The organism is Henriciella mobilis (assembly GCF_003576285.1).
In the GTDB taxonomy this organism is placed as follows: domain Bacteria; phylum Pseudomonadota; class Alphaproteobacteria; order Caulobacterales; family Hyphomonadaceae; genus Henriciella; species Henriciella mobilis.
In genome coordinates this window covers 68,379-95,234 of record NZ_QWFX01000006.1, presented here as the reverse complement: position 1 = coordinate 95,234, position 26,856 = coordinate 68,379, and the positions used below count along the sequence as shown (strand labels likewise).

Annotated in this window: 27 protein-coding genes, 1 tRNA gene and 1 other RNA gene; 14 read left to right on the top strand and 15 right to left on the bottom strand. The window is 61.7% G+C overall.

Annotated elements, in window-relative coordinates:
- The first annotated feature begins 10 nt into the window (after positions 1–10).
- On the top strand, positions 11–649 hold the full coding sequence (locus tag D1223_RS05090) for a protein-L-isoaspartate(D-aspartate) O-methyltransferase (RefSeq protein WP_119375355.1): 639 nt from the start codon (positions 11–13) through the stop codon (positions 647–649).
- Positions 650–653: 4 nt separating this feature from the next.
- Here the strand turns inward: D1223_RS05090 and D1223_RS05085 are convergent, their stop codons facing one another.
- Positions 654–1,265 (bottom strand): trimeric intracellular cation channel family protein, encoded by a 612-nt coding sequence (locus D1223_RS05085; RefSeq protein WP_158586531.1) that lies wholly within the window; start codon positions 1,263–1,265, stop codon positions 654–656.
- A 225-nt stretch (positions 1,266–1,490) separates the two neighbouring features.
- On the opposite strand from D1223_RS05085, the gene thpD reads away from it, so the two are divergent.
- Both thpD and D1223_RS05075 read left to right on the top strand, forming a co-directional pair.
- A complete protein-coding gene (gene thpD / locus D1223_RS05080; protein WP_119375353.1) occupies positions 1,491–2,417 on the top strand; it encodes an ectoine hydroxylase in 927 nt (308 codons plus the stop codon).
- Between the two features lie 200 nt (positions 2,418–2,617).
- A complete protein-coding gene (locus D1223_RS05075; protein ID WP_158588409.1) occupies positions 2,618–3,388 on the top strand; it encodes a Crp/Fnr family transcriptional regulator in 771 nt (256 codons plus the stop codon).
- 5 nt (positions 3,389–3,393) lie between these two features.
- On the opposite strand, the gene D1223_RS05070 is transcribed toward D1223_RS05075, so the two are convergent.
- Positions 3,394–3,467: transfer RNA gene (locus tag D1223_RS05070), tRNA-Gly, on the bottom strand.
- A 114-nt stretch (positions 3,468–3,581) separates the two neighbouring features.
- On the opposite strand from D1223_RS05070, the gene D1223_RS05065 reads away from it, so the two are divergent.
- Entirely contained in the window at positions 3,582–4,529 is a 948-nt protein-coding gene (locus tag D1223_RS05065) for a radical SAM protein (protein ID WP_119375351.1), read from the top strand.
- Here D1223_RS05065 and D1223_RS05060 read toward each other — a convergent pair whose 3' ends face one another.
- Genes D1223_RS05060 through D1223_RS05050 form a run of 3 tightly spaced genes read right to left on the bottom strand, consistent with a single transcriptional unit; the run spans position 4,530 to position 5,571 of the window.
- Positions 4,530–4,904: a hypothetical protein gene (locus D1223_RS05060; RefSeq protein ID WP_147372684.1), complete on the bottom strand. Its 375-nt coding sequence runs from the start codon at positions 4,902–4,904 to the stop codon at positions 4,530–4,532. It lies immediately after the preceding gene.
- Between the two features lie 31 nt (positions 4,905–4,935).
- Positions 4,936–5,151, bottom strand: a complete 216-nt coding sequence (locus D1223_RS05055; RefSeq protein ID WP_119375349.1) for a helix-turn-helix transcriptional regulator — start codon at positions 5,149–5,151, stop codon at positions 4,936–4,938.
- 12 nt (positions 5,152–5,163) lie between these two features.
- Positions 5,164–5,571 carry a hypothetical protein gene (locus D1223_RS05050; protein ID WP_119375348.1) on the bottom strand — a complete coding sequence of 136 codons (408 nt, stop codon included), beginning with the start codon at positions 5,569–5,571 and terminating at the stop codon, positions 5,164–5,166.
- A 123-nt stretch (positions 5,572–5,694) separates the two neighbouring features.
- On the opposite strand from D1223_RS05050, the gene D1223_RS05045 reads away from it, so the two are divergent.
- Positions 5,695–6,999: an MFS transporter gene (locus D1223_RS05045; RefSeq protein WP_119375347.1), complete on the top strand. Its 1,305-nt coding sequence runs from the start codon at positions 5,695–5,697 to the stop codon at positions 6,997–6,999.
- Here D1223_RS05045 and D1223_RS05040 read toward each other — a convergent pair.
- The 4 genes from D1223_RS05040 to D1223_RS05025 form a co-directional block, all read right to left on the bottom strand.
- Positions 6,996–7,181 carry a hypothetical protein gene (locus tag D1223_RS05040; protein WP_119375346.1) on the bottom strand — a complete coding sequence of 62 codons (186 nt, stop codon included), beginning with the start codon at positions 7,179–7,181 and terminating at the stop codon, positions 6,996–6,998. The two genes, D1223_RS05045 and D1223_RS05040, sit on opposite strands and share 4 nt — an antisense overlap.
- Before the next feature lie 85 nt (positions 7,182–7,266).
- Positions 7,267–9,006 carry an N-acyl-D-amino-acid deacylase family protein gene (locus D1223_RS05035; RefSeq protein ID WP_119375345.1) on the bottom strand — a complete coding sequence of 580 codons (1,740 nt, stop codon included), beginning with the start codon at positions 9,004–9,006 and terminating at the stop codon, positions 7,267–7,269.
- Between the two features lie 82 nt (positions 9,007–9,088).
- On the bottom strand, positions 9,089–9,529 hold the full coding sequence (locus tag D1223_RS05030) for a hypothetical protein (protein ID WP_119375344.1): 441 nt from the start codon (positions 9,527–9,529) through the stop codon (positions 9,089–9,091).
- A 64-nt stretch (positions 9,530–9,593) separates the two neighbouring features.
- Positions 9,594–10,619: a 2'-deoxycytidine 5'-triphosphate deaminase gene (locus D1223_RS05025; protein ID WP_119375343.1), complete on the bottom strand. Its 1,026-nt coding sequence runs from the start codon at positions 10,617–10,619 to the stop codon at positions 9,594–9,596.
- A 46-nt stretch (positions 10,620–10,665) separates the two neighbouring features.
- On the opposite strand from D1223_RS05025, the gene metZ reads away from it, so the two are divergent.
- From metZ to D1223_RS05005, 4 genes are read left to right on the top strand one after another with little or no spacing between them, the layout of a single operon-like run.
- A complete protein-coding gene (metZ, locus tag D1223_RS05020) occupies positions 10,666–11,874 on the top strand; it encodes an O-succinylhomoserine sulfhydrylase (RefSeq protein WP_233353049.1) in 1,209 nt (402 codons plus the stop codon).
- A gap of 24 nt (positions 11,875–11,898) precedes the next feature.
- Positions 11,899–12,315, top strand: coding sequence for a Co2+/Mg2+ efflux protein ApaG (apaG, locus tag D1223_RS05015; RefSeq protein WP_119375342.1), 417 nt, complete (start codon positions 11,899–11,901; stop codon positions 12,313–12,315).
- Between the two features lie 51 nt (positions 12,316–12,366).
- Positions 12,367–13,266, top strand: coding sequence for a DMT family transporter (locus D1223_RS05010; RefSeq protein ID WP_119375341.1), 900 nt, complete (start codon positions 12,367–12,369; stop codon positions 13,264–13,266).
- Complete coding sequence (locus D1223_RS05005; RefSeq protein ID WP_119375340.1) at positions 13,263–13,952, top strand: N-acetylmuramoyl-L-alanine amidase; 690 nt, start codon at positions 13,263–13,265, stop codon at positions 13,950–13,952. Before D1223_RS05010 ends, D1223_RS05005 begins: the two co-directional genes overlap by 4 nt.
- Here the strand turns inward: D1223_RS05005 and D1223_RS05000 are convergent.
- Entirely contained in the window at positions 13,937–14,869 is a 933-nt protein-coding gene (locus D1223_RS05000; RefSeq protein ID WP_119375339.1) for a YhjD/YihY/BrkB family envelope integrity protein, read from the bottom strand. The two genes, D1223_RS05005 and D1223_RS05000, sit on opposite strands and share 16 nt — an antisense overlap.
- 185 nt (positions 14,870–15,054) lie before the next feature.
- On the opposite strand from D1223_RS05000, the gene D1223_RS04995 reads away from it, so the two are divergent.
- Both D1223_RS04995 and rnpB read left to right on the top strand, forming a co-directional pair.
- A complete protein-coding gene (locus D1223_RS04995) occupies positions 15,055–15,588 on the top strand; it encodes a low molecular weight protein tyrosine phosphatase family protein (RefSeq protein ID WP_233353048.1) in 534 nt (177 codons plus the stop codon).
- A 53-nt stretch (positions 15,589–15,641) separates the two neighbouring features.
- Positions 15,642–16,014: RNase P RNA component class A (gene rnpB / locus D1223_RS04990), an RNA gene on the top strand.
- Between the two features lie 55 nt (positions 16,015–16,069).
- On the opposite strand, the gene D1223_RS04985 is transcribed toward rnpB, so the two are convergent.
- From D1223_RS04985 to D1223_RS04975, 3 genes are all read right to left on the bottom strand, one after another.
- Positions 16,070–16,546: a DUF2721 domain-containing protein gene (locus D1223_RS04985; protein WP_119376040.1), complete on the bottom strand. Its 477-nt coding sequence runs from the start codon at positions 16,544–16,546 to the stop codon at positions 16,070–16,072.
- Between the two features lie 317 nt (positions 16,547–16,863).
- Positions 16,864–18,177 (bottom strand): UDP-glucose dehydrogenase family protein, encoded by a 1,314-nt coding sequence (locus D1223_RS04980; protein WP_119375338.1) that lies wholly within the window; start codon positions 18,175–18,177, stop codon positions 16,864–16,866.
- A gap of 108 nt (positions 18,178–18,285) precedes the next feature.
- Complete coding sequence (locus D1223_RS04975) at positions 18,286–18,630, bottom strand: hypothetical protein (protein WP_119375337.1); 345 nt, start codon at positions 18,628–18,630, stop codon at positions 18,286–18,288.
- 158 nt (positions 18,631–18,788) lie between these two features.
- Between D1223_RS04975 and D1223_RS04970 the strand changes: the two genes are divergently transcribed.
- A complete protein-coding gene (locus tag D1223_RS04970; RefSeq protein ID WP_119375336.1) occupies positions 18,789–19,346 on the top strand; it encodes an RDD family protein in 558 nt (185 codons plus the stop codon).
- Between the two features lie 13 nt (positions 19,347–19,359).
- Here D1223_RS04970 and D1223_RS04965 read toward each other — a convergent pair whose 3' ends face one another.
- Together D1223_RS04965 and D1223_RS04960 are read right to left on the bottom strand one after the other, a co-directional pair.
- On the bottom strand, positions 19,360–21,045 hold the full coding sequence (locus tag D1223_RS04965) for an acyl-CoA dehydrogenase family protein (RefSeq protein ID WP_119375335.1): 1,686 nt from the start codon (positions 21,043–21,045) through the stop codon (positions 19,360–19,362).
- 101 nt (positions 21,046–21,146) lie between these two features.
- Positions 21,147–22,568: a protein adenylyltransferase SelO family protein gene (locus D1223_RS04960; protein WP_119375334.1), complete on the bottom strand. Its 1,422-nt coding sequence runs from the start codon at positions 22,566–22,568 to the stop codon at positions 21,147–21,149.
- A gap of 267 nt (positions 22,569–22,835) precedes the next feature.
- Between D1223_RS04960 and D1223_RS04955 the strand changes: the two genes are divergently transcribed.
- Complete coding sequence (locus tag D1223_RS04955) at positions 22,836–25,676, top strand: TonB-dependent receptor domain-containing protein (RefSeq protein ID WP_119375333.1); 2,841 nt, start codon at positions 22,836–22,838, stop codon at positions 25,674–25,676.
- 177 nt (positions 25,677–25,853) lie between these two features.
- The gene (gene galE / locus D1223_RS04950) at positions 25,854–26,855 is read left to right on the top strand and encodes a UDP-glucose 4-epimerase GalE (RefSeq protein ID WP_119375332.1); all 1,002 of its coding nucleotides are present in this window, start codon (positions 25,854–25,856) and stop codon (positions 26,853–26,855) included.
- Position 26,856: the final 1 nt, after the last annotated feature.

Sequence of the window (26,856 nt, the reverse complement as noted above, 5' to 3'; positions counted from 1 at the left end):
GGGAGGCGAGATGACCGATTTCGATGGCCTTCGGAGCCGAATGGTGGAGACCCAGCTCAAATCGCGCGGAATATCCGATGAGCGCGTGCTGGAGGCCATGGCGACAGTGCCGCGCGAGGCCTTCCTGCCCGATACAGGCCGCCTCGACGCCTATGAGGACCGTCCGCTCCCGATCGGTGGCGGACAGACCATCTCCCAGCCCTATATCGTTGCGCTGATGGCAGAGCTCGCCGATATCGAGCCGGGCGCCCGCGTGCTCGATGTCGGCCTCGGCTCGGGATACTCCGCGGCGGTCCTGGCAGAAATGGGCGCGGAGGTGTTCGCGATCGAGCGGCGCGGCGACCTTGCCCGGCGGGCCGAAAAGACGCTGCGCCGTCTCGGATATTTGCAGGTGACCTGCCGCACAGGCGATGGAACGCTCGGCTGGCCCGAGGCAGCTCCTTTCGATGCGATTCTTGTTGCTGCGGCTGGTGCGGTCACGCAAGCGCTTCGCGAACAGTTGAAAATAGGCGGGCGCCTGATCATCCTCGTCCCGGTTGGCGCGGGGCATCAGGAATTGCAGCGGATCACGCGCCGCTCGGAAACGGCGTGGGATACCGAGACCATTGGCGGGGTCAGCTTCGTTCCGCTGCTGAGCGGGGAATCCTGACGGCTCAGCCTTTCGCGCGCGGCAGGGACAGGCCGAACAGGATCGCACCGGCGCGAAGCATGAATGCCGTCGTCATGCCAGCCGCAAAGGCAATCGTTTCCCCGAGGCCAAGGCTGGCGGCGCCGAAATAGACCAGAGACCCGGCGAGCGCGCAGGTCGCATACAGCTCCCCGTCCTTCAGCACCAGCGGTTCTTCGTTGGCCACGACGTCGCGGATCAGCCCGCCTGCGCTGGCTGTCATTGCGCCCATGATCAAGACAACGAGGAAACCGTGGCCGAGCGCCATGGCTTTCGCCGCACCGGACACGGCAAATAGCGACATGCCGACCGCGTCCGGCCAGCGAAGCGCCCGGAAGCGGCTGACGAAGCGGTAGAAGAAGAAGGCCGCAAGCCCGCCGGCTACAGCCAGTAGGAGCGTCACGGTGTCGTTAAGCCAGAAGACTGGCTCATCGAGGATGATGTCCCGCAGCGTGCCGCCGCCAATGGCGGGCAGGAAGGCGAGGACGATCACGCCCAGAAAGTCCATCTGTTTGCGCACGGCGAGAACCCCGCCGGAAATGGCGAAGACGAAAACACCGATCCGGTCGGCCAACGAAAGAAGCAAGTCAGGGCTCATGGGCGGCTTATGCATGACGGGCCGCCCCGCCGTCCATCCTCATGGTTCACAGCCGATCTCTTAACCGAGATTATCTGAGCGTGCGGTTTCTGTTTTTGCCTGCAACTCATTGGTGTGTCCGTGCGTAGGGGGCCGCGACGGATGACGAACGAGAATCCGTTCTTGAGTTGAGGCAGAGCCGGTCCCGGAAATACCGGCATCAGAACAGAGGAAATAGCAACTGACATGCAACAGGTAGGAAAGGATCTTTACCAGACCCGACTGGCCGGCAGCCCGCAGCGCATCGCTCGCCAGGAACCGGTCGTCCACAATGGCGACTGGAGCGGGGCCCCGTTGAACCGCGATGCGCTAACCGCGTTCGATCGCGACGGCTTTCTGGTCCTCGAAAATGTCTTCTCGCCCCGCGAAGTCGAGCAGATGCGTTCGACCGCCGAGGCGATGCGCGCTCACCCCGCCAGCCTGGCGCGGGAAACCGTCATCAGCGAGCCGGATGCAGGGGCGGTGCGCTCGGTATTTGCACCCCATCGTCAAAGCGACGAATTCGACCTTATCTCGCGCGATCCGCGCCTGGCAGGTCTCGCCCGATTCATTCTCGATGATGAGGTCTACATCCATCAGTCGCGCCTGAACTACAAGCCGGCTTTCACCGGCAAGGAATTCTACTGGCATTCGGATTTTGAAACCTGGCATGCGGAGGATGGCATGCCACGGATGCGGGCGCTTTCGATGTCCGTGATGTTGACCGACAACCATCCGCAGGCCGGGCCCGTCATGTTCGTCCCTGGCAGCCAGAAGCAGTTCATCGCCTGTGTCGGCGAAACGCCGGATGAAAATTACAAGTCTTCCCTGAAACGTCAGAGAACGGGAATCCCGGACAGGGCGTCGATTTCAGCCATGGTCGAGGCCGGTGGCATTGAGGCACCTGCGCCCAAGGCTGGATCGGTCGTGATTTTTGACTGCAACACGCTGCACGCCTCAAGTGGGAACATCACACCATTCGAGCGGATGAACGCGTTTTTCGTCTTCAATGCGTGGTCCAATCGGCTGGAGCAGCCCTTTTCTGCGTCCAGACCCCGCCCGGAACACATCGCGCACAGACGGGTCGATGGGCCACTCAGGCCGATCGTGCGCGGTCAGTGGGATATAAGCTGACAGCGGCCCGCATCCGCGAAAATCTTAAATGCCGGCAAGGAACTAGCGCTTCCTGCCGGCTTTTTCTTGCGCGAAACGGCCCTCGAATTGCCCAGAAATGGCCCGGAACTATTTCCCTGATGGATCGTCACTATAGCGAGCTGATGGAAAGCAGCAGGGCCCTGAATTCCCTGCTGATTTAGCCGCAAATGAGAAGACTGATGACACTTTCGGGACCAGATTATGTAGAGCCGTGCGAGCAGGCAGACAGCTGCCTGGCGGAAAAGCTGCGCACGCTTGCACCTATTACAGAAGAGCAGGCGGGCCTGATGGCCGACCTTGAGCGCAATCGCAATGAAGCCAGGTCCGGTGATGTGATCGTCGAGGCCGGAGCGCCGTGCAACGACCTCTTCGTCCTCAAGAAAGGCTGGCTGATTTCGGAGTCGTTCAGCTCGGGCGGCCAGAGGACGATTGTGCGTGTTCACCTTCCTGGCGACATCATCGGTTCCTCCCAGGTGCCGTATGCTGCGACCCCGTATCGGATCATTGCCCGGTCGGACGCGATTTTGTGTCCCTTCCCGCGCAAGAACATGTCAAACCTGCTGGAGCGCTCGCCAAGGCTCGCGTCCTTGCTTCTGACGATCGCGATGATCGAGAGCGCCGAACAGGAGGACCGTGCCTCGGTGTTCCGTCGCAACAGCGCGGTGGCAAAACTTGCCCTCTTTGCGCAGCAGACCTTCGGCCGCCTGAAGCTGATGAACCCGCTCCTGCGCGACAGCTTCCACTGTCCGCTGAACCAGACCGATATCGGCGATGTTGTCGGCATGACCAGTGTGCATGTCAGCCGGACGTTCTCGCGGCTGGAGGAAGAGGGCGCCCTGAAGCGGCATGGTTCACTGATCCGCCTGATCGATGAGGACGAGCTGTCGGCGTGCTCAGGCTATATAGACCGGTATGACCAGCTGGATCTCAGCTGGATTCCGGAAAAATAGGCGGCTGGAGCGGGTGAAGGGAATCGAACCCTCGTCTTAAGCTTGGGAAGCTTCTGCTCTACCATTGAGCTACACCCGCGACGGCGAGCATGCTTTGCCATGGCGGTTGGCTGCGTCAAGCTGAATCACATCTGTGTCATCGCCTGCGTGCAGCCGCTTGCCTTGCGCGGTCGTGCGCATAGTCTCGCGGGTCATGGCGCATACGACCCTGATTCAGCAGAAGTTCCACGATCCCTTTGTGACCGCCAAGGGTGAAACGCGCGGCAGCGTCGACTGGCGCGGGCTCAAGACGCTCTGGCTCAACACCGGGACGCTCTGCAATATCGCATGCCGCAATTGCTATATCAAAAGTTCGCCAACCAATGACGACCTGGCCTATCTGACGCTGGGCGATGTCATGCCCTTCCTCGATGAGATCGATGCGCTCGGCGATGGCACGAAGGAAATCGGGATCACGGGTGGTGAGCCGTTCATGTGCCCGGACATTCTGGCGATCATGGAGGCGATCCTCTCACGCGGCCACACGCTGCTGCTGCTGACAAATGCAATGCGCCCGATGATGCGCCCGCGCATCCGAGAGGGCCTGCTCGCCCTGAAAGCGCGCTTTGGCGGGCAGATGACGCTACGGGTCTCGATGGATCATTACCTGGAGGCGCCGCACGATGAGGAGCGCGGGACCGGTTCATTCGCGGCAGCGCTTGAGGGGCTTTCCTGGCTGGCTGGCGAGGGCTTTCGTCTTGCAATTGCCGGCCGGCAGGCGCTGAGCGATGACGATGCGAAGGCCCGCGCGGGCTATGGGGCGCTGATCCGGCGGTTTGGACTGGGTATCGATCCGTCTGACGCCCGTCAGCTTGTCCTGTTTCCCGAAATGATCGAAGGCGACGACCCGCCTGAGATCACCACCGCCTGCTGGAGCATCCTGAATGTCGATCCGTCCGACATGATGTGCGCAAGTCAGCGCATGGTCGTGAAGCGGCAAGGGGCGGCAAGGCCGGTCGTGACCGCCTGCACGCTTCTGCCCTATGACGCGCAATTCGAGCTTGGCGAAACGCTGTCGGAGGCGACGGCAGCGCCTGTCCAGCTCAACCATGCCTGGTGCGCCAGCTTCTGCGTTCTTGGCGGCGGCAGCTGCTCGGCCTGATTAGCGCGCTTCCTCACACATCTTCTCAATGAGGGCGGTAGCGATACCCATCGGTTGGTCCTGTCCGGAGAAATCAACGCCCATGAGGGTCACGTGGCCGGTGGTTTCATCATAGAGAAAGCCAAGCCGTGCCGTTTTATAGGCACCGGCGAACATGATCTCGCCTTCGGCATAGACTTCCTTCGTGGTCTCTGTTTCGCAATTGTAGGCCGTCCAGCTGGTCGTGTTGTAGAAATTGTTCACGATCGTGCCGATGTCGTTCGACGGGCATTTGGCAAGCCGTGCGTTTTTCGCATCGTCAATAATGCTTGGGCCGCCGCACGATGCGACAAGCGCCAGAGCAGCGCTTGCCACAATCAGGTGTCTCGTAGTCATTTTTCCTTCCCCGATTCCTCCGGGAGAAATTCTACTCGGCAGCCTTCTGATTGCCCACCCCGTCGAAGAAAACCTCCTCGATCGTCTTGCCGAACAGGCGGGCAATGGCGAATGCAAGTGGCAGGGACGGGTCGTACTTGCCGGTTTCGATGGCGTTCACTGACTGGCGGGAGACGTCCAGCTTTTCAGCCAGTGCCGCCTGACTCCATCCATGTTCAGCGCGCAGCGTGCGGATGATGTTTTCCATCGCTCACGCCTCTCACACTGTCTTGCCGAAGAGGTCGGGCAGGCAGGTTGCCAGTCCATAAGCCAGGAAGAAGGCAGGGCCGACCCAGAAGACTTCGAAATCGTCGATAACCTCGAACAGCTGCATGAAGCCGATGACAAAGACGCCTGAAATGGTCAGCGCGGCCCCGCGGGCAAAACCTTTGAGGTGCTTGATGCGGGTGTACTCGTCGGTCTCGCTCATCCAGCGGACAATCGCCCACAGAGCGATGCAGACTGGAATGGCCGTTGCAACCGCAATGCTGCCCGCAATCCATTTCGGCGTGGTTTCCTTGTCGACGATCCACGCCCCGGTGAGCACGATTGCGACGTAAGCGGCCATGGCAGGCCAGAATATGCGGTGATACCGCTTCTTGGCGGCGTTGAATCCGACTTGGGCCATGTTCAGTTTCCTTCACGTTGTCGAGTTTCCTTGACATTTAGACAAGGTCACTTATCATATCAAGTGACCTTGTCATGTCTTTCCCGTTGCGCCGTTCTCACGAAGCGTTAGGACAGCGCTCCCATGGCTCTTGCTCCGTCCCTCCAGGTGTTTCGCCACCGTGCCTACCTGCACTACTGGTCGATGCGGGTCTCGATTGCGGCTGCTCGTCAGATGGAAGCGATCACGATCGGCTATCAGGTCTACGATCTTGCGCGCCGGCCTGCAGAAACGGGCGGGCTCGGCTGGAGCATCGAGGAAGCGGCCTTCCTCCTGGGGCTTGTGGGGCTGACCCAGTTCGTCCCGGTCCTGTTGCTGTCCCTGCTGGGCGGGCAGGCGGCGGACAGGCTGAACCGCAAGATGATCCTGATCATCGCGAATGTGATCAGGCTGCTCCTGTCCTTTGCCCTCCTCGCTTCGGTTTTCCTGCCGGCCGGGAGTGCGTTGCCGATCATCTTCTGTGTTGCGGCGCTGCTCGGCTGCGTGAATGCGTTCACGCCGGCCGCCGCCAATTCCCTTTTCCCGCAACTGGTGCCGCGCCAGGAACTGCCGAATGCGATTGCCTGGAACTCGCTCGGCTTCCAGACGGCTGTGATCATCGGACCGGCAGCGGGCGGCCTGATCTATGGCTTCTTCAGCGCAGCGACGGTGTACTGCGTGGCCATTGTGCTGGTCACTTTCGCCATTCTCGCCATTTCGACAGCAAAGACGCCCGCGCACAAGAAGCTCGCCAATGCGCGTGGCTGGTCGATGGTTTTCGAGGGGCTTGGTTATATCCGGCGCAACAAGATCGTGCTCGGCGCGATTTCGCTGGACCTGGTCGTCGTCTTCTTTGGCGGCGCGAAGGCGCTGCTGCCTGTGTTCGCACGGGACATCCTGCATGTCGGCCAGGAAGGGCTCGGCCTGCTGGCCGCCTCGCCGGCCATCGGGGCTGCGACTGTTGCCTTCATCCTGGCCTCAAGGCCGCTGTCGCAGCGGGTCGGCCCATGGATGATGTGGGCGGTGGGGATCTATGGCGTCGCTACGCTCGTCTTCGGCCTGTCGCCATTCTTCTGGCTGTCCATGCTGGCGCTGATCGTGACCGGGGCGGCTGACGAGATCTCGGTCTATGTGCGCGCTTCGCTGATCCAGTTGGCAACACCGGATGAGATGAAGGGCCGCGTGACATCGGTCTCCTTCATCTTCGTGTCGGCGTCGAATGAACTGGGGGAATTCGAGAGCGGCGTAGCCGCCCGCCTGCTCGGACCGGTGGGTGCAGTCGTCTTCGGCGGGTGCATGGCGATCGTCACGGCACTTGCCTGGACGCGCCTCTTCCCGGAGCTTGCCGGTGCAGACCGCTTTCAGGATGTCGAGGAACAGGACATCAAGCCAGCCAGGGAGCAGGCCTAGCGCCAGAACGTCCGGCGGTTCTTCTTCATTCGTTCGCTTTCCCAGCCATCGTCCTGCATGCCCAGCAGTTCGGCGAGCGTCCATGACCTGTAGAACGCCACGACATAGAGCGCGCGAAACGCGAAGATGGCAGCAAAAACGCTCGCCACGACGGCCATTGCTTCCAGTGTCTGTTCCGACATGCGGCGTCCCCTCACGATTCGCCTGACAGGCGAGATGTGATGCCAGGGTGTTAGTGCAAACCTACTGAGATCGAGTAAATTTGTCCTATTCGGCCGCAATCCGGGATATTTCCGGAGAGTGTTGCGCGCCGCGCACAAGTTGGCCGGGTTTTGCACCGGTCGGGTCACCATCGCGGTAGATGATCTCACCGGCGACGATGGTCGCCGTATAGCCAGAGGCGCGCTGCATCAGCCGCCGCCCGCCAGCCGGCAGGTCGTGCAGGATTTCCGGACGGTGCAGGGTCAGCCGATCATAATCGATGACATTGAGATCCGCACGGTAACTGGGGACGATGAGACCGCGGTCGTTGAGCCCGACCCAGTGGGCGGTATCGGCGGTCTGGCGCTTGACGATCCATTCGACCGGGAAGCGATCACCGCGTGTACGATCACGTGTCCAGTGGGTCAGCATGCTGGTCGGGAGGGAGCCGTCGCAGATCATGCCGACATGCGCGCCGCCATCGGAAAGGCCGGGAATGGTCGCCGGGCTTTTCAGCATCTCATATGATGGATCGAGCGACCCTTGCGCGTAGTTGAGGAAGGGCAGGTAGAGCATGCCGTGGCCGTCATCCTCGAGCAGTATGTCGAGTGCAGCCTCTTCGTTCGAGACGCCGCGCGCTTTCGCGATGGCTTCGACCGTGCGGTCGGCGGTTGGCTCATAGTCCGGCACGGCATCCAGCGTGAAGAGTTTGCCGAACTGGCGCAGCAGGCTTTTGACAAAGGGATTGTCGGGATCCGGCCGGCTCGCGAGCAGGCGGGCGCGGAAATCCGGATCGCGCAGCGCTGCGACCTTCTCGGCGAGCGGCTTGTCCTTGATTTCCTGGAAAACCGGATGGGCGGTGAACGGGTTCATGGTGAGCTCAAGGCCGAGCAGTACGCCCACTGGCCGCCCGCAGACCTGGGCGCGCATCGGCAGCCCCTCTTCGACGGCCTGCTCGATCGAGGCCAGCAGGACCCGCCACCCTTCCGGCGCGCGATCCGATTGGGCAAGCGATACCGAAAGCGGCCGGCCGGAGGCCTCGACAATCCGGCGCAGCATGGCCGCTTCCTTTTTTGGATCGTCGAAGTCGGACACAAACTGGAGCACGCCCTTGCCGGCCTCTTTGAGCGCCATGGCGATGCCGGTGAGTTCGGATTCAGAGGCGGTCAGGGTCGGGGTTGGCTGGCCGTCGGAGGTACGGTGATTGAGCGTGCGGGAGGTCGAGAAGCCGAGTGCGCCGGCTTCGACGGCTTCTTTCGCGAGCCTTGCCATCTGTGCGATTTCCGTCTCGGTGGCTTCCTCGCGATTGGCGCCGCGTTCGCCCATGACGAAGACGCGCAGTGCGGCATGCGGCAGCTGGGCCGCGAAGTCGATGTCGAAACGCTTCCGCGTGAGGCTGTTCAGATAGTCAGGGAAGCTCTCCCAGTCCCAGGGAAGGCCGGTGGACAGGACAGGGAACGGAATGTCCTCGACGCCCTCCATCAGCCGGATGAGCCGGTCATGGTCTTCGGGCTTGCAGGGCGCGAAACCGACCCCGCAATTGCCCATCACAGCGGTCGTCACGCCATGGATGGAAGAGGGAGTCAGCGTATCGCCCCAGGTGACCTGGCCGTCATAATGGGTGTGCACATCGACGAAGCCGGGCGTGACGAGCTGGCCCTTGGCGTCGATCTCCTGCAGGCCTTTGCCTGGCACCTTGCCGACATGGGCGATGCGGCCATTGTCTATCGCAATGTCGGCTTCGCGGCCGGGTTCGCCAGTGCCGTCGGCAACGAAGCCGTTGCGGATAATGAGATCATGGCTCATGACGTGTCCTCCTGATGACCCGTCTTTACGCGGGCAGTTTGACGTCAGAGAGCACGCCTCACCATGCGGAAGTCAATCACCGTCAGCTCGCCGGGCAGTTGCCGGTTTCCTCGAAGCCATCGGCAATGTCGTCGAACATGCCGCCGACCAGACGGACGCCGGTCTGGGTCGCCTGCGCGTCCATATCATCCGGATTCGCCATGGCATCGGAAATCATCCCGCCGACGACATCCTCGGTCCCGCGCCCGGTTTCCTGCATGCCATCGGCGACCTTGCTCATGATCGACTTTACGCTTGCGCCGTCATCCTCGGGCATGGCGGCCACGACACGCTCGACGCAGGAGCAGAAGCCCTCGGCATCCGTGCCCATGCTCGCAATTTCTTCGACGCCTTCAGGGTCATTCGCGATGACGATACAGTCTGCCTTGAGGCTGTCGGCCTGGCCGGCGCCAACGTCCTCGCCGGAACCGTTGCAGGCTGCAAGCGCCAGAAAGCCGGCGGAGAGGAAGAGGGCATGTTTCATGTCGCGGTCCTTTGGGGCTCGATAAGGGGAACAGTCGAGCGCACTTGCTGCGCGCTGTCCAGCCTCAGGCCTTCGGCGCCTGGAAGTGCTTCGACAGTTTCAGGCCCTGGCCCTGATAATTGCTCGTGGCGCTGCCATAGAGTGCGCCCGGCTTTGCGGCCATGTCTTCATAGACCAGCTTGGCGACGGGCTGGCCGTGTTCGAGAATAAAAGGCACATCGCGTGAGCGCACTTCCAGGACGGCACGGGAGCCGCCCTCGTTTGTGCCGAAGCCGGGATCGAAGAAGCCGGCATAATGGGCTCGGAACTCACCGAGTTCAGGGGCGATCGGCGCCATCTCCGCAGCCTTGGTGCCGGCGACCTTCACGCTCTCGCGCGAGGCCAGGATATAGAAGTCGTCCGGATTGAGGACGAGCCGGCCCTTGTGCGGGAAGAGCGGCTCCCAGAAGTCAGCGACTTCATGTCGGCCGATCCCCCGCAGGTCGATCAGCGGCGCGTGCCGCTTGGCGCGCCAGCCGACGGGGCCATCGCCCGTCTGCATGTCGATAGAGACGGTCTTCTCAGAGGTGTTCTGCGGTTTGCCGCGGCGCAGGCGCAGCTGGGCGAGCCGGTCACCCGGCCGCACAAAGATGGAGAAGGTGCGCGGGCTGATTTCCAGCCAGAGCGGACCGGAATAGCCGGTCGCGATATCGTCGAAGGTTTTTCCGCGATTGGTGACGAGGCGGGTGAAGACATCGATCCGCCCGGTCGAGCTTTTCGGATTGGCGCGGCCGGAAATGCCCGGTGGCAGGCGCAGCGATTCCATCAGCGGCACGAGATAGACACAGCCGGTCTCCAGCACCGCGCCCTGCACGGTCAGGTCGATCCGGTGAAGCTCGATGCCCGGCTCCTGCAGGACATCGGTGACCGAGCGGTTCGGTCCTGGCAGGAAGGAGGCGCGGATCCGGTAGGCATCCGGCCCGAGGCGCAGGTCGAGGCTGGCCGGCTGGATCTGGTCATCGTCCAGCCTATCCGTCGAGCGAATTGCCCCTGTTTCGAACAGGGCTGCGATGTCGGTATCGGGCAGAACGCCCGGCGTCGCTTCAGCCATCCCTTGATCCCTTTCAGGAAAAAGGCTTAGAGCGGAGCGCTCTTTAATGGAAGGACTGATCGCCATGTCCACGCGCGATGGAAAAGACTGGAAGCCGGCGACCAAACTCGTTCGCGGCGGCACCATGCGCTCCCAGTTTGGCGAGACGTCCGAAGCGCTCTTCCTGACCTCCGGCTATGCCTATGACAGCGCCGAACAGGCGGCTGCCCGTATGGCTGGCGAAGAGGAAGGCTTTGTCTATTCGCGCTATGCCAATCCGACTGTGCGGATGCTGGAAGACCGGCTTACCATGCTCGAAGGCTCAGAGACCTGCCGTGTCACCGCGTCCGGCATGGGGGCGATCTCGACAACGATGATCGCGCCGGTCGGGCAGGGTGACCGGGTGGTCGCCGCCAGCGCGCTTTTCGGCTCTTGCCGTGTCATCTGCCAGACCATCCTGCCGCGCTATGGCGTGGAGACTGAGTTCGTGCAGGGCTCAGACCTCGATGCCTGGAAGAAGGCGCTGTCGAAACCGGCGAAGCTTGTCCTGATCGAATCGCCTTCGAATCCGCTTCTGGAGGCTGTTGATATCGCCGCGGTCGCCGAGCTTGCGCATGCGGCGGGCGCCAAGTTGGTCGTGGACAATGTGTTCGCCACGCCAATCCTCCAGAAGCCGCTGGAGCTTGGCGCGGACATTTCCGTCTATTCGGCGACCAAGCACATGGACGGGCAGGGCCGTGTCCTCGCCGGGGCGATATGCGGGCCGTCTGACTGGATCGAGGAATATATCGATCCGTGGATCCGCCATACCGGTCCGGCACCCTCGCCCTTCAATGCCTGGGTGGTGCTGAAGGGCCTTGAAACGCTGGACTTGCGCGTGCGCCAGGCGAGCCGGAATGCCGCGCGCCTGGCCGATGCGATCGCTGGCCATGCCAATGTAAAAGCCGTGCGCTATCCCGGGCGCACGGACCACCCGCACTACACGATTCACGCCAAACAAATGTCCGAGGGCGGAACACTTGTTGCCTTCTCGGTGAAGGGTGGCCGGCCCGAAGCATTCCGTGTGCTGAATGCCATGAAGCTTGTGGACATTTCAAACAATTTAGGTGACACGAAATCGCTGGCTTGCCATCCCGCTTCAACAACCCATCGCGCGTTGAACGAAGAGGAACGGGCCTCCATGGGGCTCGACGAAAGCTGGATTCGCATTTCGGTGGGCCTTGAAGATGCCGGCGACCTCGAGGCGGACATCCTCGCGGCTCTCGATGCCATGTAGGCCCTTAAGGGAGTACCAGACAACATGGCAGGACGTCCTCCGCCACCGGTCTACGAAGCCGACACTCGCGGCGTGAAAATCCGCGTCCAGCCGCGTTTCCTGCATGATGAGTCGCGCCCGGCCTCCGGCCAGTATGTCTGGCAATATACGGTTGAGATCGAGAACGGGTCGGAACAGACCTGGACGCTGACGACCCGCCACTGGGAGATTGTCGACAGCCAGGGCCGCCGTCAGATCGTCGATGGCGAGGGCGTCGTCGGACAGCAGCCGCGCCTCGAGCCCGGCGAATCCTTTCGCTACTCCTCCGGCGCGCCACTGGCGGCCCCGTCTGGCATGATGGGCGGCAATTACACCATGGTCAGCGAGACCGGCGAGGAAATCGCCGCCCGCATCCCGACCTTCTCGCTCGACAGCCCGTATGAGCAGTCACGGCCGAGCTGACCGGAATATAGTGCCTGACTTTTGTGCGCATTTGCTGCTAGACGGGCGCAAATGGGATTCAGGGATTTCGTCCTTCTATTCGCCGTCTGCTTCGTCTGGGGGCTGAACCTTGTCGTGACCCGTTGGGTCGTGGCCGATGCCGGCGTGCCGCCCATCTTCTTTGCCGGTGTGCGCTTCGCGGGCATTGCGCTGGTGCTCATCCCCTTTCTTTTGCCTCTGCCAAAGCAGATGGGGATGCTCTTCATGATATCCATGTGCATGGGCGGCGTGCATTTCACGTTGCTTTTCATGGGGCTTGCACATGCCGAAGCGAGCGCGGTGTCGGTTACCGGCCAGCTGGGTGTTCCCTTCTCAACCCTGATGAGCATGGCCTTCCTGGGCGAAAAAGTCGGCTGGCGGCGAGGGCTGGGCATCATGCTTGCCTTTGCGGGCGTGACGCTGATCGCGTTCGATCCTGGCAGCTTTTCCGTCAGCTATGGCCTTCTCTATGTCATAGCCTCGGCCTTTATCGGGTCGGTTGGCGGCATCCTGATGAAGCGCATGGCTCCAATCAGCGCCCTGCAGCTGCAGGCCTGGCTCGGCATGTTCAGTTTCGCGCCGCTTATCCTGTTCTCCCTTGTCGTCGAGCAGGGACAGGTCGCTTCTTATGTTGCGGGTGGCTGGCTGGTCTGGATCGCGACCGCCTTTGCGGTACTGGGCGTCAGCGTGTTTGGCCACGGTGCCTTCTACACGCTGATCAAGAAGTACGATATTTCACTATTGTCGCCGCTGACCCTGATGACGCCGATCTGGGGCGTCATCCTGTCCATCGTGCTGCTGAACGAGCCGCTGACGCTGAGGCTGGTCGTCGGCGCGGCCATCTCGCTGGGCGGGGTCTTTGTCATTGCGGTGCGCGGCAACAAGGCCTTGCCCGAGGCCTCGATCACGGAAAGGATTTCATCCCCGAGATGAGCGAGATAGCCCAGCAGCCGAGCCCGAATTTTGACGACCGGCGTTTCCCGGTCAGCATGCTGGTCCTGCATTATACCGGCATGCAGACCGGCGAGGCGGCGCTCGAACGGATGTGCGACCCGGAGGCTTCGGTCTCGGCGCACTACATGGTCTGGGAAAGCGGGGACGTCGTCCAGCTGGTCGATGAGGACAAACGCGCTTGGCATGCCGGCGTCTCGCGATGGCAGGGTGAGGAGGAGCTGAATTCGCGCTCCATCGGGATCGAGATCGTGAATGGCGGACATGACTGGCGGCTGAAGGACGGGCGCCTGCCGCCCTATCCGGCCGATCAGATCGATGCGGTGATCGCGCTGTCCCGTGACATTGTTGCGCGCTGGTCCATTCCCCAGACGCGCATTGTCGGCCACAGCGACATCGCGCCGACCCGCAAGCAGGACCCGGGCGAGCATTTCCCGTGGGCGCGGCTTGCCGGTCAGGGCATCGGGCTTTGGCCGCTCAGCCTTGAAGCAAGCCAACGGCCCTCGATCGACGCGGCCCTGCAAGCGATCGGATACGATACAAGTGACCTCGGCGCGGCAGTGACGGCGTTCCAGCGGCGCTGGCGGCCAGCGCGAGTGGATGGGCTTGTCGATGCCGACACCCGCTCCGTCGCTTTCGCCGTTGCCGACCTCTATTTGGCGAGCTGATCGTCTTCACTGGAAGCTATGGCTTCGTCCGGGTCCAGGCCTTCACCGGAAATCCGCCGCGACCACTCGACGGTCAGCGCTGCCCCGAGCAGTAGCGACGAAACCGACACGAGCAGCCAGATAAAACCCAGGATGACGGAAGCCAGTGCCCCGTAGAAGGTGTCGAGCACCGAGACCCTGAGATAGAGGTGATAGGCCCAGGTTGCGATGGCCCACGAGAAGGCGCCGGCCGCCGCGCCCGCTGTCATAGCCCGGCCGGAGCTGATCCGCCCATGCAGGGAAAGAGAGATGATCAGATAGAAGATCGCAAAACAGGCCAGGAACTTGCCGATCCAGAGCTGCGAGGCGAGTTCCGAGATCCGCTGGGCCAGTTCGAAAGCAACGATACCCTGCCTTTCGGTCACGAAGGACATCAGCAGTTGCAGCGCGCCGAGCAGCCAGACGAGACAGATAAGCAGGGTCGTCATCAAAAGAGAGACGCCCTGAAAGCGGATGATGTTCGATCGTTTCTCGCTGCCGGCCACCATGCGGATACCTGTAATGGCGGCCTTCGCGCCGGAACTGGCCGTGTAGAAGACGATCAGGATCGCGATGAAGGCGCGCACCGTCAGGCCTTGCGGCGTTGCATCCCGGATGGCGGTCAGGTCGGCCTGCTTGAGGGGCGCGACGGCGGAGATCAGCACCTGGTCGATGGTCGAAGACAGGCTCTCGGACAAGTCGTGCGGCAGCAGCGAGAACAAGAGGGCCAGGGTGAGGTAGATCAGCGGAAAGACCGAGAAGAGGGCATAAAAGCTGATCCCGCCCGACACGATGCGGACTTCCGGCTTCGACAGGCGGAGGATCGCATGCCAGAGCGGCAGCAGGACCCAGTCCTTGACCGCCGCCGGCAGTGGTAGCTTGTTCAGCCAGGCTTCCATTCACTCCCCCGCGCTTGGCGGCCGCCGGGCCAGCATGGCGCAGCACACGCTCCATGGCCAGACATTCAAACAGGTGGCTTTCAAATTCCTTGCATCTTGCCGTGCCCGGTCATATATCGCGCCTCCAGCGTGTTCTCGTATTGCCGCGGCTGCTGACCCGAATGGCAATAGAAACGAGGAACACAATGTCTCACCCGAACTCGCGTGCCGAGCGGCGCGCGCTTGCCCGCAAGCATGACGGTCGTCACGGGCCGCCAAGCTATCGCGGTTTTGAACAAAAGCAGTGGAAGCTGATCTACCGGCGGGCTAACAAGCTGCGCCGGGCGCTGCAGACTGGCAGGATCTGGCCCTATCGCGAATGGGAGATGCTCATGGCGGATGCCGAGCCCTTGCGACTGTTATTCATCTGCTCGCGTAACCGCCTGCGCAGCCCGACCGGCGAAGCCGTGTTCAGCGAGGTTGCGGGTATCGAGACGCGGTCCGCAGGAACGGCCCGCGATGCGGACTGGCAGGTCACGCTGGATGACATACGCTGGGCGGATGTCATCCTCGCCATGGAGCAGAAGCATGCCAACCGCATTCGTGCCGATTTCCGCCAGGCCGTCGCCCAAAAGACCATTCGCGTGCTCGGCATCCCGGACGACTATAAATACATGCAGGACGAACTCGTCGTGCTGTTGCGCGAACGGGTCATGCCGCTTGTGCAACGGAATGAATAGGGCGCAACCAGGACTGGCGCCTGGTCTGCAAAATGACTATATCCCCCACCTGACCAGACAGCCGGGCAGCCGCTGGTAGTGGGGTAACCTGCTGCTGGAGGAAAGTCCGGGCTCCATGGAGACAAGGCGGCGGATAATGTCCGCCCGGTGCGAGCCGAGGGAAAGTGCCACAGAGAGCAGACCGCTTCGGGCCTGGCCCGGAGTAAGGGTGAAAGGGTGGGGTAAGAGCCCACCGCGGGGGCGGCAACGTCCCTGGCATGGTAAACCCCGCCTGGAGCAAGACCAAATAGGGGGTGCGCATGGGCCGTTTCCAGCCTGCGCCCCGGGTGTGTCGCGTGAGGGTCCTGGCGACAGGGCTCCCAGAGGAATGGTTGCCGAACCCTGAAAATGGGGGAACAGAACCCGGCTTACAGGCTGTCTGGTCAGTTTTTACGAGCAGCAGTCCTCGTTCGGCACGGACAATGTTCCGCTCGCCGGCGGCCTAGAAGAACCGGCTGCGTTTGACCTGCATGCGTTCGAGCAGGTCGGTGCGGACCCGCAGCATTGCGGCGGCCACATGGATCTCCCACAAGAAGCTTCCGAGCGCAGCGATCATGGCGGCCATGGTCAAAATGAACAGGACCGAGATCAGGACTGACAGGTCGAAGGACATCAGCTGTCCTGTGAACAGCGTCACAATCACCAGACAGACCAGCAGCATGGCCAGCGTCGAGAGCGTGATCGCCTTGTTGATCCAGGCCATGCGGCGGTCGAGCAGGACCAGCTCCTTGGCCCATCGCGGATGGGTCTCCAGCGGCTGTTCGATAGACAGCTCCACCTCAAGGGCGCGCGTGCGGTCAACAACCCGGCCAAGCCGGTTGGTCAGCACATTGAGCAATGCACCGATGCCCGCAATCAGGAAGACCGGCGCGACCGCCAGCTGGATGATGTGGGCGATATCGTCGGCCATTCCGTTCATGAAAATGAATTCGGGCCGGGCGCGTGCGAAGTCAAGCCAGACGCATACCTTCGTTCTGCGGTTCAGGCACTCGCCGTAAACTCCGGGCGCCGTATGCGTGCGTCCAAACCGCCCCGTGGTGGCGTAAGCCCGCGCCCGCAAAGCACGGCAATCATGATCAAGATGACTAGAACCACGCCCCCGCGCCCCCAGTTCTGAAGCCCAGACGCCTTTATTAACCATATTACCGGCTGACGCGAGTCTTTACAGACGAAATTCCGTCGGCGGTTTCGCCGCGAAGGAGAAAACCGGCGTGCGTTTCAGTATGGCTTTTCAGCCTAACCGACGGTGGGGCGACCGACGGACGTGTACTCAAAGCCTCGTTTTGCCATGTCTTCCGGCGCGTAGATATTGCGCAGGTCGACGACCACATCGCTCTTGAGCAGCGTCTTGACGCGGTCGAGGTCAAGCGCACGGAACTGGTCCCACTCGGTGATGATAACCATGGCATCGGCGCCCTCGATGGCGCCATAGGCATCCTCGGCATAGTCGAGCCCGCTCATCAGCTTCTGAGCCTCGTGCATGCCTTCGGGGTCGTAGGCGACGACTTTCGCGCCAGCCTCGATCAACGCCGGGACAATGTCGAGCGAGGGCGCATCGCGCATGTCATCGGTGTTCGGTTTGAAGGCTAGGCCAAGAACGCCGATCGTCTTGCCTTTGACGTCGCCGCCCATGGCCTTGATGACCTTGGCGGCCATAGCCTTCTTGCGGGCAGCATTCACCTCAACCACTGTATCGACGATGCGCACAGGGCTGCCGGCCTCGTTCGCCGTGCGGGTCAGCGCGAGCGTATCCTTCGGGAAGCAGGAGCCGCCATAGCCCGGGCCGGCATTCAGGAATTTCCGGCCGATCCGCCCGTCGAGACCGATCCCGCGTGAGACTTCCTGGACATTTGCGCCAACGGCTTCACAGAGGTCAGCCATCTCATTGATGAAGGTGATTTTCACGGCAAGGAAGGCGTTGGCCGCATACTTGATCAGCTCGGACGTGCGACGGCTCGTGAACAGGATCGGGGTCTCGTTCAGGAAAAGCGGGCGATAAAGCTCGCGCATCACCTCGCGGGCGCGTTCGCTGTCGGTGCCGACGACCACGCGGTCCGGGATCTTGAAGTCCTTGATGGCCGCGCCTTCGCGCAGGAATTCGGGATTGGAGACCACGGCGAAATCGGCATTCGGCTTGGCCTTGGAGATGATCGCCTCGACCTCGTCACCCGTCCCGACCGGCACGGTGGACTTGGTCACCACGACCGTGAAGCCGTCCATGAGCTGTGCGATTTCCTCGGCGGCGGCGTAGACATAGGAGAGGTCGGCATGGCCGTCGCCGCGACGGGATGGTGTGCCGACGGCGATGAAGACGGCGTCGGCTTCAGCGATCGCATCCTTCGCCTCGGTCGTGAAGTTGAGGCGCCCGGCATTCACATTCTGGGCGACAAGGTCGTCGAGGCCCGGCTCATAGATCGGAATTTCGCCCTTCTTCAGGCGCTCGATCTTGCTGGCGTCCTTGTCGACGCAGGTCACAACGTGACCGAAATCGGCAAAACAGGCTCCGCTTACCAGGCCAACATAGCCCGTTCCGATCATTGCTACGCGCATGGCAACATTCCCATTTCAACTACGCCACCTAGATGGCGGCGAGGGGTGCGATTTTTCGCACGAAAGGTCAAGCCGGACGGGGCAGGCGAGCGTGTCCGGAGGGCGAATTCAGTCAGGCTCGGCAAAGCCCCAGCCATCCGGCTTGAAACCGCGCGAAAGCGCCATCTTCGTCGTACGCTCCTCATGCAGCCAGATATCCTGTGGCGTGAAGGGGATCGGACCGATGCTGGCGGCGACCTGGCCTGGCTCGTCTGCTTCGGCAATCTCATAGCCGAAGCTGGACAGCGCCTTCTCGAAGGCCTCGCGGCGGGCTTCCTCGCCATCAATGGGCGCGAAGAACAGGTCGAGCATGATGTCGCTATGCGGTTTGACGCCCTGCTTGTCGCGTAGCTGTTCGCAGGTCCAGACGGTCTCGGCCTGCTGCTCGGTGAAGTTCCAGTCCGCCTCGTCCATGCTCGCTCCGTTCGTCAGTCCCGGCCCGTATACGACCGGCGCGGGGCATTTGTCGATTGGCAGGCATAGCCGGCCCGCTGCGCAGCAGCCCGCTCACCGAAATTTGCGCTTTGGCCGCATTGACCCATCAAGACCCAGCGGGGCAGAAACGCGGCATCATGAAGCGCTGGATGGTCCTGGCCGTTTTTCTTGTCATCATGGGGCTCTGGGTTGGCGTCCCGATGCTCGGCCTCGCCGTCGAGCCAGGTACCGTGCGGCTTTTTGCCGGCCTCGCGCTGGCGGCCTTCATGTTCGGTTATGTCCCGGAAGGTGACCTTGTGGAGACCGGCGAGCCTGTGCGGCTCTGGCGGCGCTTTGCAGCCTTCCTGGCCGACATGGTGGCGCTCTTCCTCGTGCTGCACCCGCTCCTGTCGATGATCCATGTGGCGGCGGCGATCCTCGCGGGGGTCGCGCTGGTGTTCAGCTATTTCTGGCTGCACCCGGTGGTCGGGCGGGCCACGCTCGGCCAGTACCTGCTGGGCTACCGGATTGTTCCTGCCGGCGGGGTCAATGGCGAGCCGGAATACGCCCATCGCACCCTGTCGGCCTTCTTCGCCCTCTGCCAGTTTCCGGTGACCTTCATCTCGGCTTCGCAGGACGACGCGGCGCCGGGCACCTATCACTGGGACCTCGAAAGCCACACGCAGGCGGTCAGGGTTGAGGGGCTGGGCCGTTGAAGCCCCAGCTGTCCTAGTTCCCCTGCTCCACCAGCCGTCTTGCGATCACCATGGCCTGCACTTCGCCAGCGCCCTCGAAGATGTTCATGATCCGGGCATCGGCGAGCACGCGCGAGATCGGGTATTCCAGCGCAAAACCGTTGCCGCCATGGATTTGCAGGGCGTTGTCGGCGGCGGCCCATGAGACGCGGGCGGCGAGTAGTTTCGCCATGCCGGCCTCGAGGTCGCAGCGCTTGCCCGAATCCTTCTGGCGGGCCGAGAAGTAGGTGAGCTGGCGCAGGCCGACGAGTTCGGCGGCCATCATCACAAGCTTGTTGGAGACGCGCGGGAATTCGAAGATCGGCCGGCCGAACTGCTCGCGGTCGAGCGCATAGCGAAGGCCGAGCTCGAGTGCGCATTGGCCAACGCCAATGGCGCGCGCGGCGGTCTGGATGCGGGCGCCTTCGAAGGTGGCCATCAGGTGGCGGAAGCCCATGCCCTCAACCTCGCCAAGCAGGTTCGCGGCAGGCACTTCGAAACCGTCAAAGCTGATCTCGTATTCCTTCATGCCGCGATAGCCGATGACCTCGATCTCGCCGCCGGTCATGCCATCGGCCGGGAAGGGTGTGGCATCGTCGCCGCGCGGCTTTTCAGCCAGGAACATGGACAGGCCGGAGAAATTGTTCGTCGCCGGGTCCGTGCGTGCAAGCACGGTCATCAGGTCGGCGCGGACCGGGTGGGTGATCCAGGTCTTGTTGCCGGTGATCTTGTAAGTGTCGCCCTCCTTGACTGCGCGCGTGCGCAGCGAGCCAAGGTCGGAACCGGTATTCGGCTCGGTAAAGACAGCCGTGGGCAGGATTTCGCCGGACGCGATGGCCGGAAGGTATTTTTCCTTCTGGGCATCGGTGCCGCCCGTGAGCAGCAGCTCGGCGGCGATTTCCGAGCGCGTGCCCAGCGAGCCGACACCGATATAGCCGCGCGACAGCTCCTCGGAGACGACGCACATGCTCGTCTTGCCGAGGCCAAGCCCGCCATATTCTTCCGGGATGGTGAGGCCGAAGACACCAAGCTCGGCCATCTCCTTGACGACCGGCATGGGGATGTAATCGTTCTTCAGGTGCCACTCATGGGCATGCGGCACGATCCGGTCGTCGGAAAAGCGGCGGAACTGGTCGCGGATCATGGTCAGCGTTTCGTCGAGACCGGTCTCCTCGACCGTGGCCCGGCCAAGCGAATCCGGCAGGTGCCTTGCGGCCGCCGCCATGGCTTCGGTCGTCTTGCCTTCGGTCATGAAACGCTGGACGGCCGGCTCGAACAGGCGAGCCATGCCATCCTTGGTGACGCCGAGATCGGCGGCCCGGATGATCTCGCCCTGGTTCATCGGGATGCCGCCGACGAGCTGGGCGCAATATTCCGCGAAGAGGATCTGCGAGAGAAGTTGCTCAATCTCGCCGAACTTGCCCTCCGCCTGCATGCGCTCGGCCCAGTGGGCCGTCTCGCGCAGCGTTTCGACATAGGTGATCACCCAGGAAAGCCCGTGCGCGGCATGCTGGTGAAGGTCGAGCGCCTTGCGGTCGGGCTTGCCGCCGGGGGCCAGCCTCTGCTTCATCGAAGCCTTGGCATCCTCGCCAAAAGCTTCAAGGCTGATGACCGCCTCTTTCATGGCCTCGATTAGGCCGTCCATCACGGGCGACGTTTTTTCGCTCACTGCAGCGTCCATTTTTCCCTCCGGGCGTCTTCTTGCGCACTCATTTAAATCGATGGCGGCTGTTTGACACATAATTTGCTGCAGCGCAGCGAAAAGAATGTCGCAGCGGCCGTTTACGTAACGACAGCCGAGTCGCCGAGGTCAAGGGCCTGGCGGGCGGTTTCGATATCGTCGAGTTTTGCCTCGAAAGCCGACCAGTCGTCATGCTCCGCAATCGGTGCCCACAATGCTTCAACCTCATCATAGACGAGTGAGACAGGCTTTTCGCGGGTAAAGTAAGGATGGCCGAGACGTTCAGGCCGCTCGGCATCGCGTGCATAAAGCCCGTCGCGAACGGCGGCGAATTTCTCTTCCTTGTATCGCGAGGCGAGCGGGCTGCGTGTGGCGCGCTCCTCTGACAGCCTGCCGCCGAACCAGTCGAAGAAGACCTGCGGCCAGCTCGCTGCGGTTTCTGTCATCCAGCCATAAAGGGTTTGAAGAAAGACCAGGTCCTCCTGAAGGCTGGCGCCGTCTTTCAGGCCAAAAAGGGCGAGGGTGTGCCGGGCAAAGGCGCGCTGATAGGCCTCCTCAAACGTCTTCAGCGCATCGGTGAGCGGTTCTGCATCAGCGACAAGGGTGAGCGTGGCGGCAAGCTGCTGAAGCGCCCACAGGCCCTGGGTGGGTTGGCGGCCAAAGCGATAAAGGCCTTGCTGGTCAAAATAGGCGGCGGTGAAATTCGGGTCCGAATAAGGCAGGAAGCGCCACGGGCCGTAGTCGAAGCTCTCGCCGGTAATGTTGAAATTGTCAGTATTCATGACGCCGTGTACGAAGCCCGTGGTCATCCAGCCGGCGATCATGCGGGCGGTCTCGCGCGTGATCTTTTCAAGCAGGGCGGGCGCCATGACGGTGAGATCTTCATCGGCGACATCGGGGTAGTAGACCTGCGCGCAATGGCGGATCAGGCGCGCGAGGCTTTCGCGATCTTCATGATAGGCAACGCGCTGGAAGGTGCCGAAACGGATATGGCTGTGGCTGAGACGGACGAGCACAGCCGATCGTGTTGGCGAGGGCTCGTCATTGCGGGCTAGCTGTTCGCCCGTTTCGATCAGGCTGAACGGTTTCGACGTCTTCACGCCATGCGCTTCCAGGTATTGCGCCGCGAGGACTTCGCGCACGCCACCTTTCAGCGTCAGCCGGCCATCGCCCTGGCGGGACCAGCGTGTCTGGCCGGAGCCCTTGGTGCCAAGGTCGAGCCAGCGGCCGCTGTCATCCTGTAGCTGCGCGAACAGGAAGCCGCGCCCGTCGCCAAGCTCCGGATTGTACACGGCAAACTGGTGGCCGTGATATCTGAGCGCGAGAGGCTGGTCGAGATTGCCCGGAAGCGGCCGGAAACGCGCGAAGTGTTCGGCCCATTCCGTGTCGCTCAAGTTGTCCAGACCGACATGGCAGGCCCATCGATTGTTGCGAAATCGCAACACGGCGCGGGGAAAATTTGCCGGCGTTGCTGCATCTGCGAAGGCGTCGGCGATTTCGAGAATAGGGGCAGGTTTTGTCATCACGGCCTCATGTGTTGGCAGGACTTGCCGCAATCTGCAATGGCTTGCGCGAGGGTATTCCAATTCCATGCCTTGAGGCAGCAGGCCACCTTTCACTGAAAGGGACGTAAGGGAAAGCAGCCCCGGAATATGGATATGTCACTAGTGAAGGATTTTGATGCGCCGCAGCAAAGAAAACAGTTTGCTTCCGGTCTGAAGTGAGCCAGCCTGCTACCGGAGTCGGTAGGAAAACAATGCTGACCAAATCGCCTTATCGGGAGGAATACAATGAAACTAGTTACGAGACTCGCCTTTGGCGCGTCTACACTCGCCCTTTGCACGACAGGTACGGCCTTTGCTCAGGATGACGGGGTACTTCGTCAGGAAAAAGTGACAGTGACGGGTTCGGCGATTGCCGGTACGCCGGAAGATGCTGCACTGCCCGTCGACGTTCTCACCGCTGGCGACCTCAAGCTAGAGGGTAGCCCAACCATCACGGAACTGATTCGCAATCTAGGTGTCTCGTCTGGCGTTGACGGGCAGACCAACCAGTTTGCCTCGAACGGCCTTGAAGGCACGTCAAACATCAACCTGCGCGGTCTCGGCCCGGCCCGGACGCTGGTGCTGATCAACGGCCGTCGCCAGACCGTACACCCCTATGCCATCGGCGAGCAGGCGCAGCTCTTCGTCGACACCAACATGATCCCATCAGCCGCTGTCGGCCGGATTGAGGTGCTGAAAGACGGTGCGGCCGCCATTTACGGCTCTGACGCGATTGCGGGCGTTGTGAACTTCATTACGCGCGATGACCTCAGCGGCTTCGAAGTTGGCGGCGACTACTCCACGTTCGAAGGCACGGATGGCGATTACAACATCAACGCTGCCTACGGCTTCCAGGGCGATAACTGGAACTGGGTCACATCGGTTGGCTACAACAAGCGCTCGGAAGTTCCGCTGCTTGAGAAAGACTGGGCAATCCTGCCATTCGACGAGAACCCGGTGGGTGGCTGGTCCTCCCTGTCCAATCCAGGATACTTCGTCATCCTCGGCGCGCGGCCAGACCTTCCAAGCGGCACGGGTCCGATCGGTCAGGTCAACGATTCCGGCTGTACGGATCTCGGCGGGACTGAGGTCGGCACCTGCCGCTTCCAGTTCACGCAGTTCGACAACCTCGTCGAGGAAGAAGAGCGCTACCAGGTCTTCTCGGAATACAATCGCACATTCGGCAATGGCGTCGATTTCCATCTGGAGGGTCTCTATGGCTATAGCGACGTTCCGGAGTGGAAGACGTCTCCTTCCTATCCGCCGCAGGTGCTCACGAGCCAGCTTCTGCTCGCTAGCCACCCCGGTTATCAGCAGTACATTGCGGACAATCCTTCTGCTGCGCCGCTGATGAACGCAGGTTTCGGGGCGCTGTATATTGGCCGGACGTTTGGCTGGGGCGGTTTCCCAGCAACAAATGGCGGCCCGCAGGAAGGCTTCCGGACCTATGAATCCTACCGGCTCGCCGGTGACCTGACCGGTGAGTGGTCGAATGGCGTGACTTGGAATACCGCGCTTAGCTGGTCCACGACCGAGGGCGAGCGGATTACCAACGACACCTATATCAATGGTCTCAGCATTGCCCTGCAAGGCTTCGGCCTGTGCGGTGACCCTAATACAGGGGCCGTTCCAGCAGGCGCCGTGCCCGGACAGGGAGGCTGCGAATACTACAATCCGTTCTCCAACTCGATCCCGGAGGGCGCGATCAATGGCGACGCCAACCCGCAATACAATGCGGCGCTCGCCAACTCGGCCGCACTTGCTGACTGGATGACGGACGGCGTTGGAACGGTCGTTACGACCGACCTGCTCGTGTGGGATGCGTCCCTTTCGGGCGTCACCAACGTTCAGACGTCTGGCGGCTCGGTGGCTTGGGCCGCTGGCGCGCAAATTCGCCGGGAAGGCTTCGAGGTCGATCCGAACGAAGTTACGGACCTGACGGTCAATCCGGGTCCGGGCGGAACCGGACCGTTCTCGTTCCTTGCGGGCACAACGCCTGCTGATCGTGACCAGACCATCTATGCTATTTTCGGCGAGCTTCAGGTTCCGCTCTTCGAGAATGTCGATATGCAATTCGCTGTTCGCTACGAAGATTATGGCGGCGATGTCGGCTCCACATTCGACCCGAAGGTGGCCGGCAAGTGGCAGGTGAATGATGACTTCGCTCTGCGCGGTTCGGCACAGACCTCATTCCGGGGCCCGACGCTGAACCAACTTGACGGTGTCGCAACAACGCTGCAATTCGTTAGCGCGGCATCGGCCTTCAAGGCGGTTGACCAGTTCGGTAATCCGGAACTCAGCCCTGAAAGTGCCTTCAGCTTCAATATTGGCGGCATTTATGACAACCAGAACGGCTTCACGGCATCGGTCGATTACTACAATTTCGACTTCTCCGATCCGATCATTGTCGAAGACCAGGCTGATATCGTTGGAGCTGCTGTTGCGGCCATCAATGCCGGTGATACCGAGAATCCGATCTTCTCGCGCATTACGTTCACCGACAACAACAATGACGGTCTGAACCAGGCCAACGAGATTGCCCGGATCCGGACCAATGTTGTGAACGGTCCTGACATCAAGACCTCCGGCATCGACCTTCGGGCCGAGCAGATCTGGGATCTTGGTTCGTCCGAGTTCTCCCTGGGCGGTGAAGCGACATACATCATCGAATACGATGTCGACGACTTCGAAATCGAAGGTGTTCTGATCAGCGGGGGCGACCGGGTCGGGCAGTTTAACCGCTCCAACTTCTCCCGCTCGCTGCCACAGTGGAAGGCAAACTTCTACGCCAACTGGGCCATGGGCAAGCACAATGTCCGCGGCGTGATGCGCCACATCGACTCCTATGACGATGAGCGTGCACCGGCTGCCAGAGGCAATGTCGGCGCAGAGATCGATAGCCAGACCACATTCGATGCATTCTACACCTACAGAGCGGATGCCTTCGATCTCGGTCTGTCTGTTGTGAACGTCACGGATGAAGATCCGCCATTCGCAGCCTTCGAACTGAACTACGATCCATATACGCACAACCCGTTTGGCCGTACGTTCAAGATCAGCGTCACAACGCGCTTCGGCGGCAAATAGTCCCGCCTGATCTCACAAGACCGGGAGGCGGCGCTTCGTGCGCCGCCTCTTTTTTATTTTTCGCCTCTCAGGGGAAACTCTCCCTAGGCGGTGGCGCGCGGAATCATTATTGCAAGGGCGGCAAGCAGGGCCGCACCAGGCGGCCAGGTCCAACCTTTCACTCAGGGGATACGTACCTTGACCAGAACAGTTCTCGTGACGGGCGGCGCCGGCTATGTCGGCAGCCATTGTTGCAAAGCCTTCCGCGATGCCGGGTGGAACGTCGTTGTCTTCGACAATTTCTCGCGCGGCTGGCATGACTTCGTGCAGTTCGGCGAAGCGTTCGAGGGCGACCTCCTGAATGCCGACGATCTCGATGCGGCGTTTGCAAAGTACAAGCCCGACGCCGTCGCCCACTTCGCCGCGCTCGCCTATGTCGGCGAGTCTGTCGAGAAGCCCGGCATGTACTATGAGAACAACACGATGGGTACGGTGCGCCTGCTCGATGCCATGGCCAAGGCTGGCGTCGACAAGATCATCTTCTCGTCAACCTGCGCGACCTATGGCGTGCCGGAAAAGATGCCGATGACCGAGGACCTGCCGCAGAACCCGATCAATCCGTACGGCATGTCCAAACTTTTCGTCGAGAAAGTGCTCGACGATTATGAAGTCGCCCACGGCATCCGCTCGGTGAAACTGCGCTACTTCAATGCGGCCGGCGCATCGCCGGACGGCGAAGTTGGCGAGCGTCACGAGCCGGAAACCCACCTCATCCCACTCTGCATCGAAGGCGTGCTGAACGACACGTTCAAGCTGACCGTCTTCGGCGATGATTTCGACACGCGCGATGGCACCTGCATCCGCGACTATATCCACGTCATGGACCTTGCCGACGCGCACCTGAAAGCGCTGGACTATCTCGACAAGGGCGGCAAGTCGGATGCGTTCAACCTTGGCACAGGCACTGGCACAACAGTCATGGAGATCGTCCAGGCCGTCGAGCGGGTAACCGGCAAGCCAGTTCCGCGCTCCATCGGGCCGCGCCGCGCAGGCGATCCGCCGGCGCTCGTTGCGTCCGCAGAGAAAGCCGAGCGCATTCTTGGCTGGAAGCCGACCCAGTCGGACGTCAACAGCGTCATCGAAACCGCCTATGCCTGGCACAAGAAGGAAATTGCCCGGAAGGCGGCGACGGCAGAGTAGA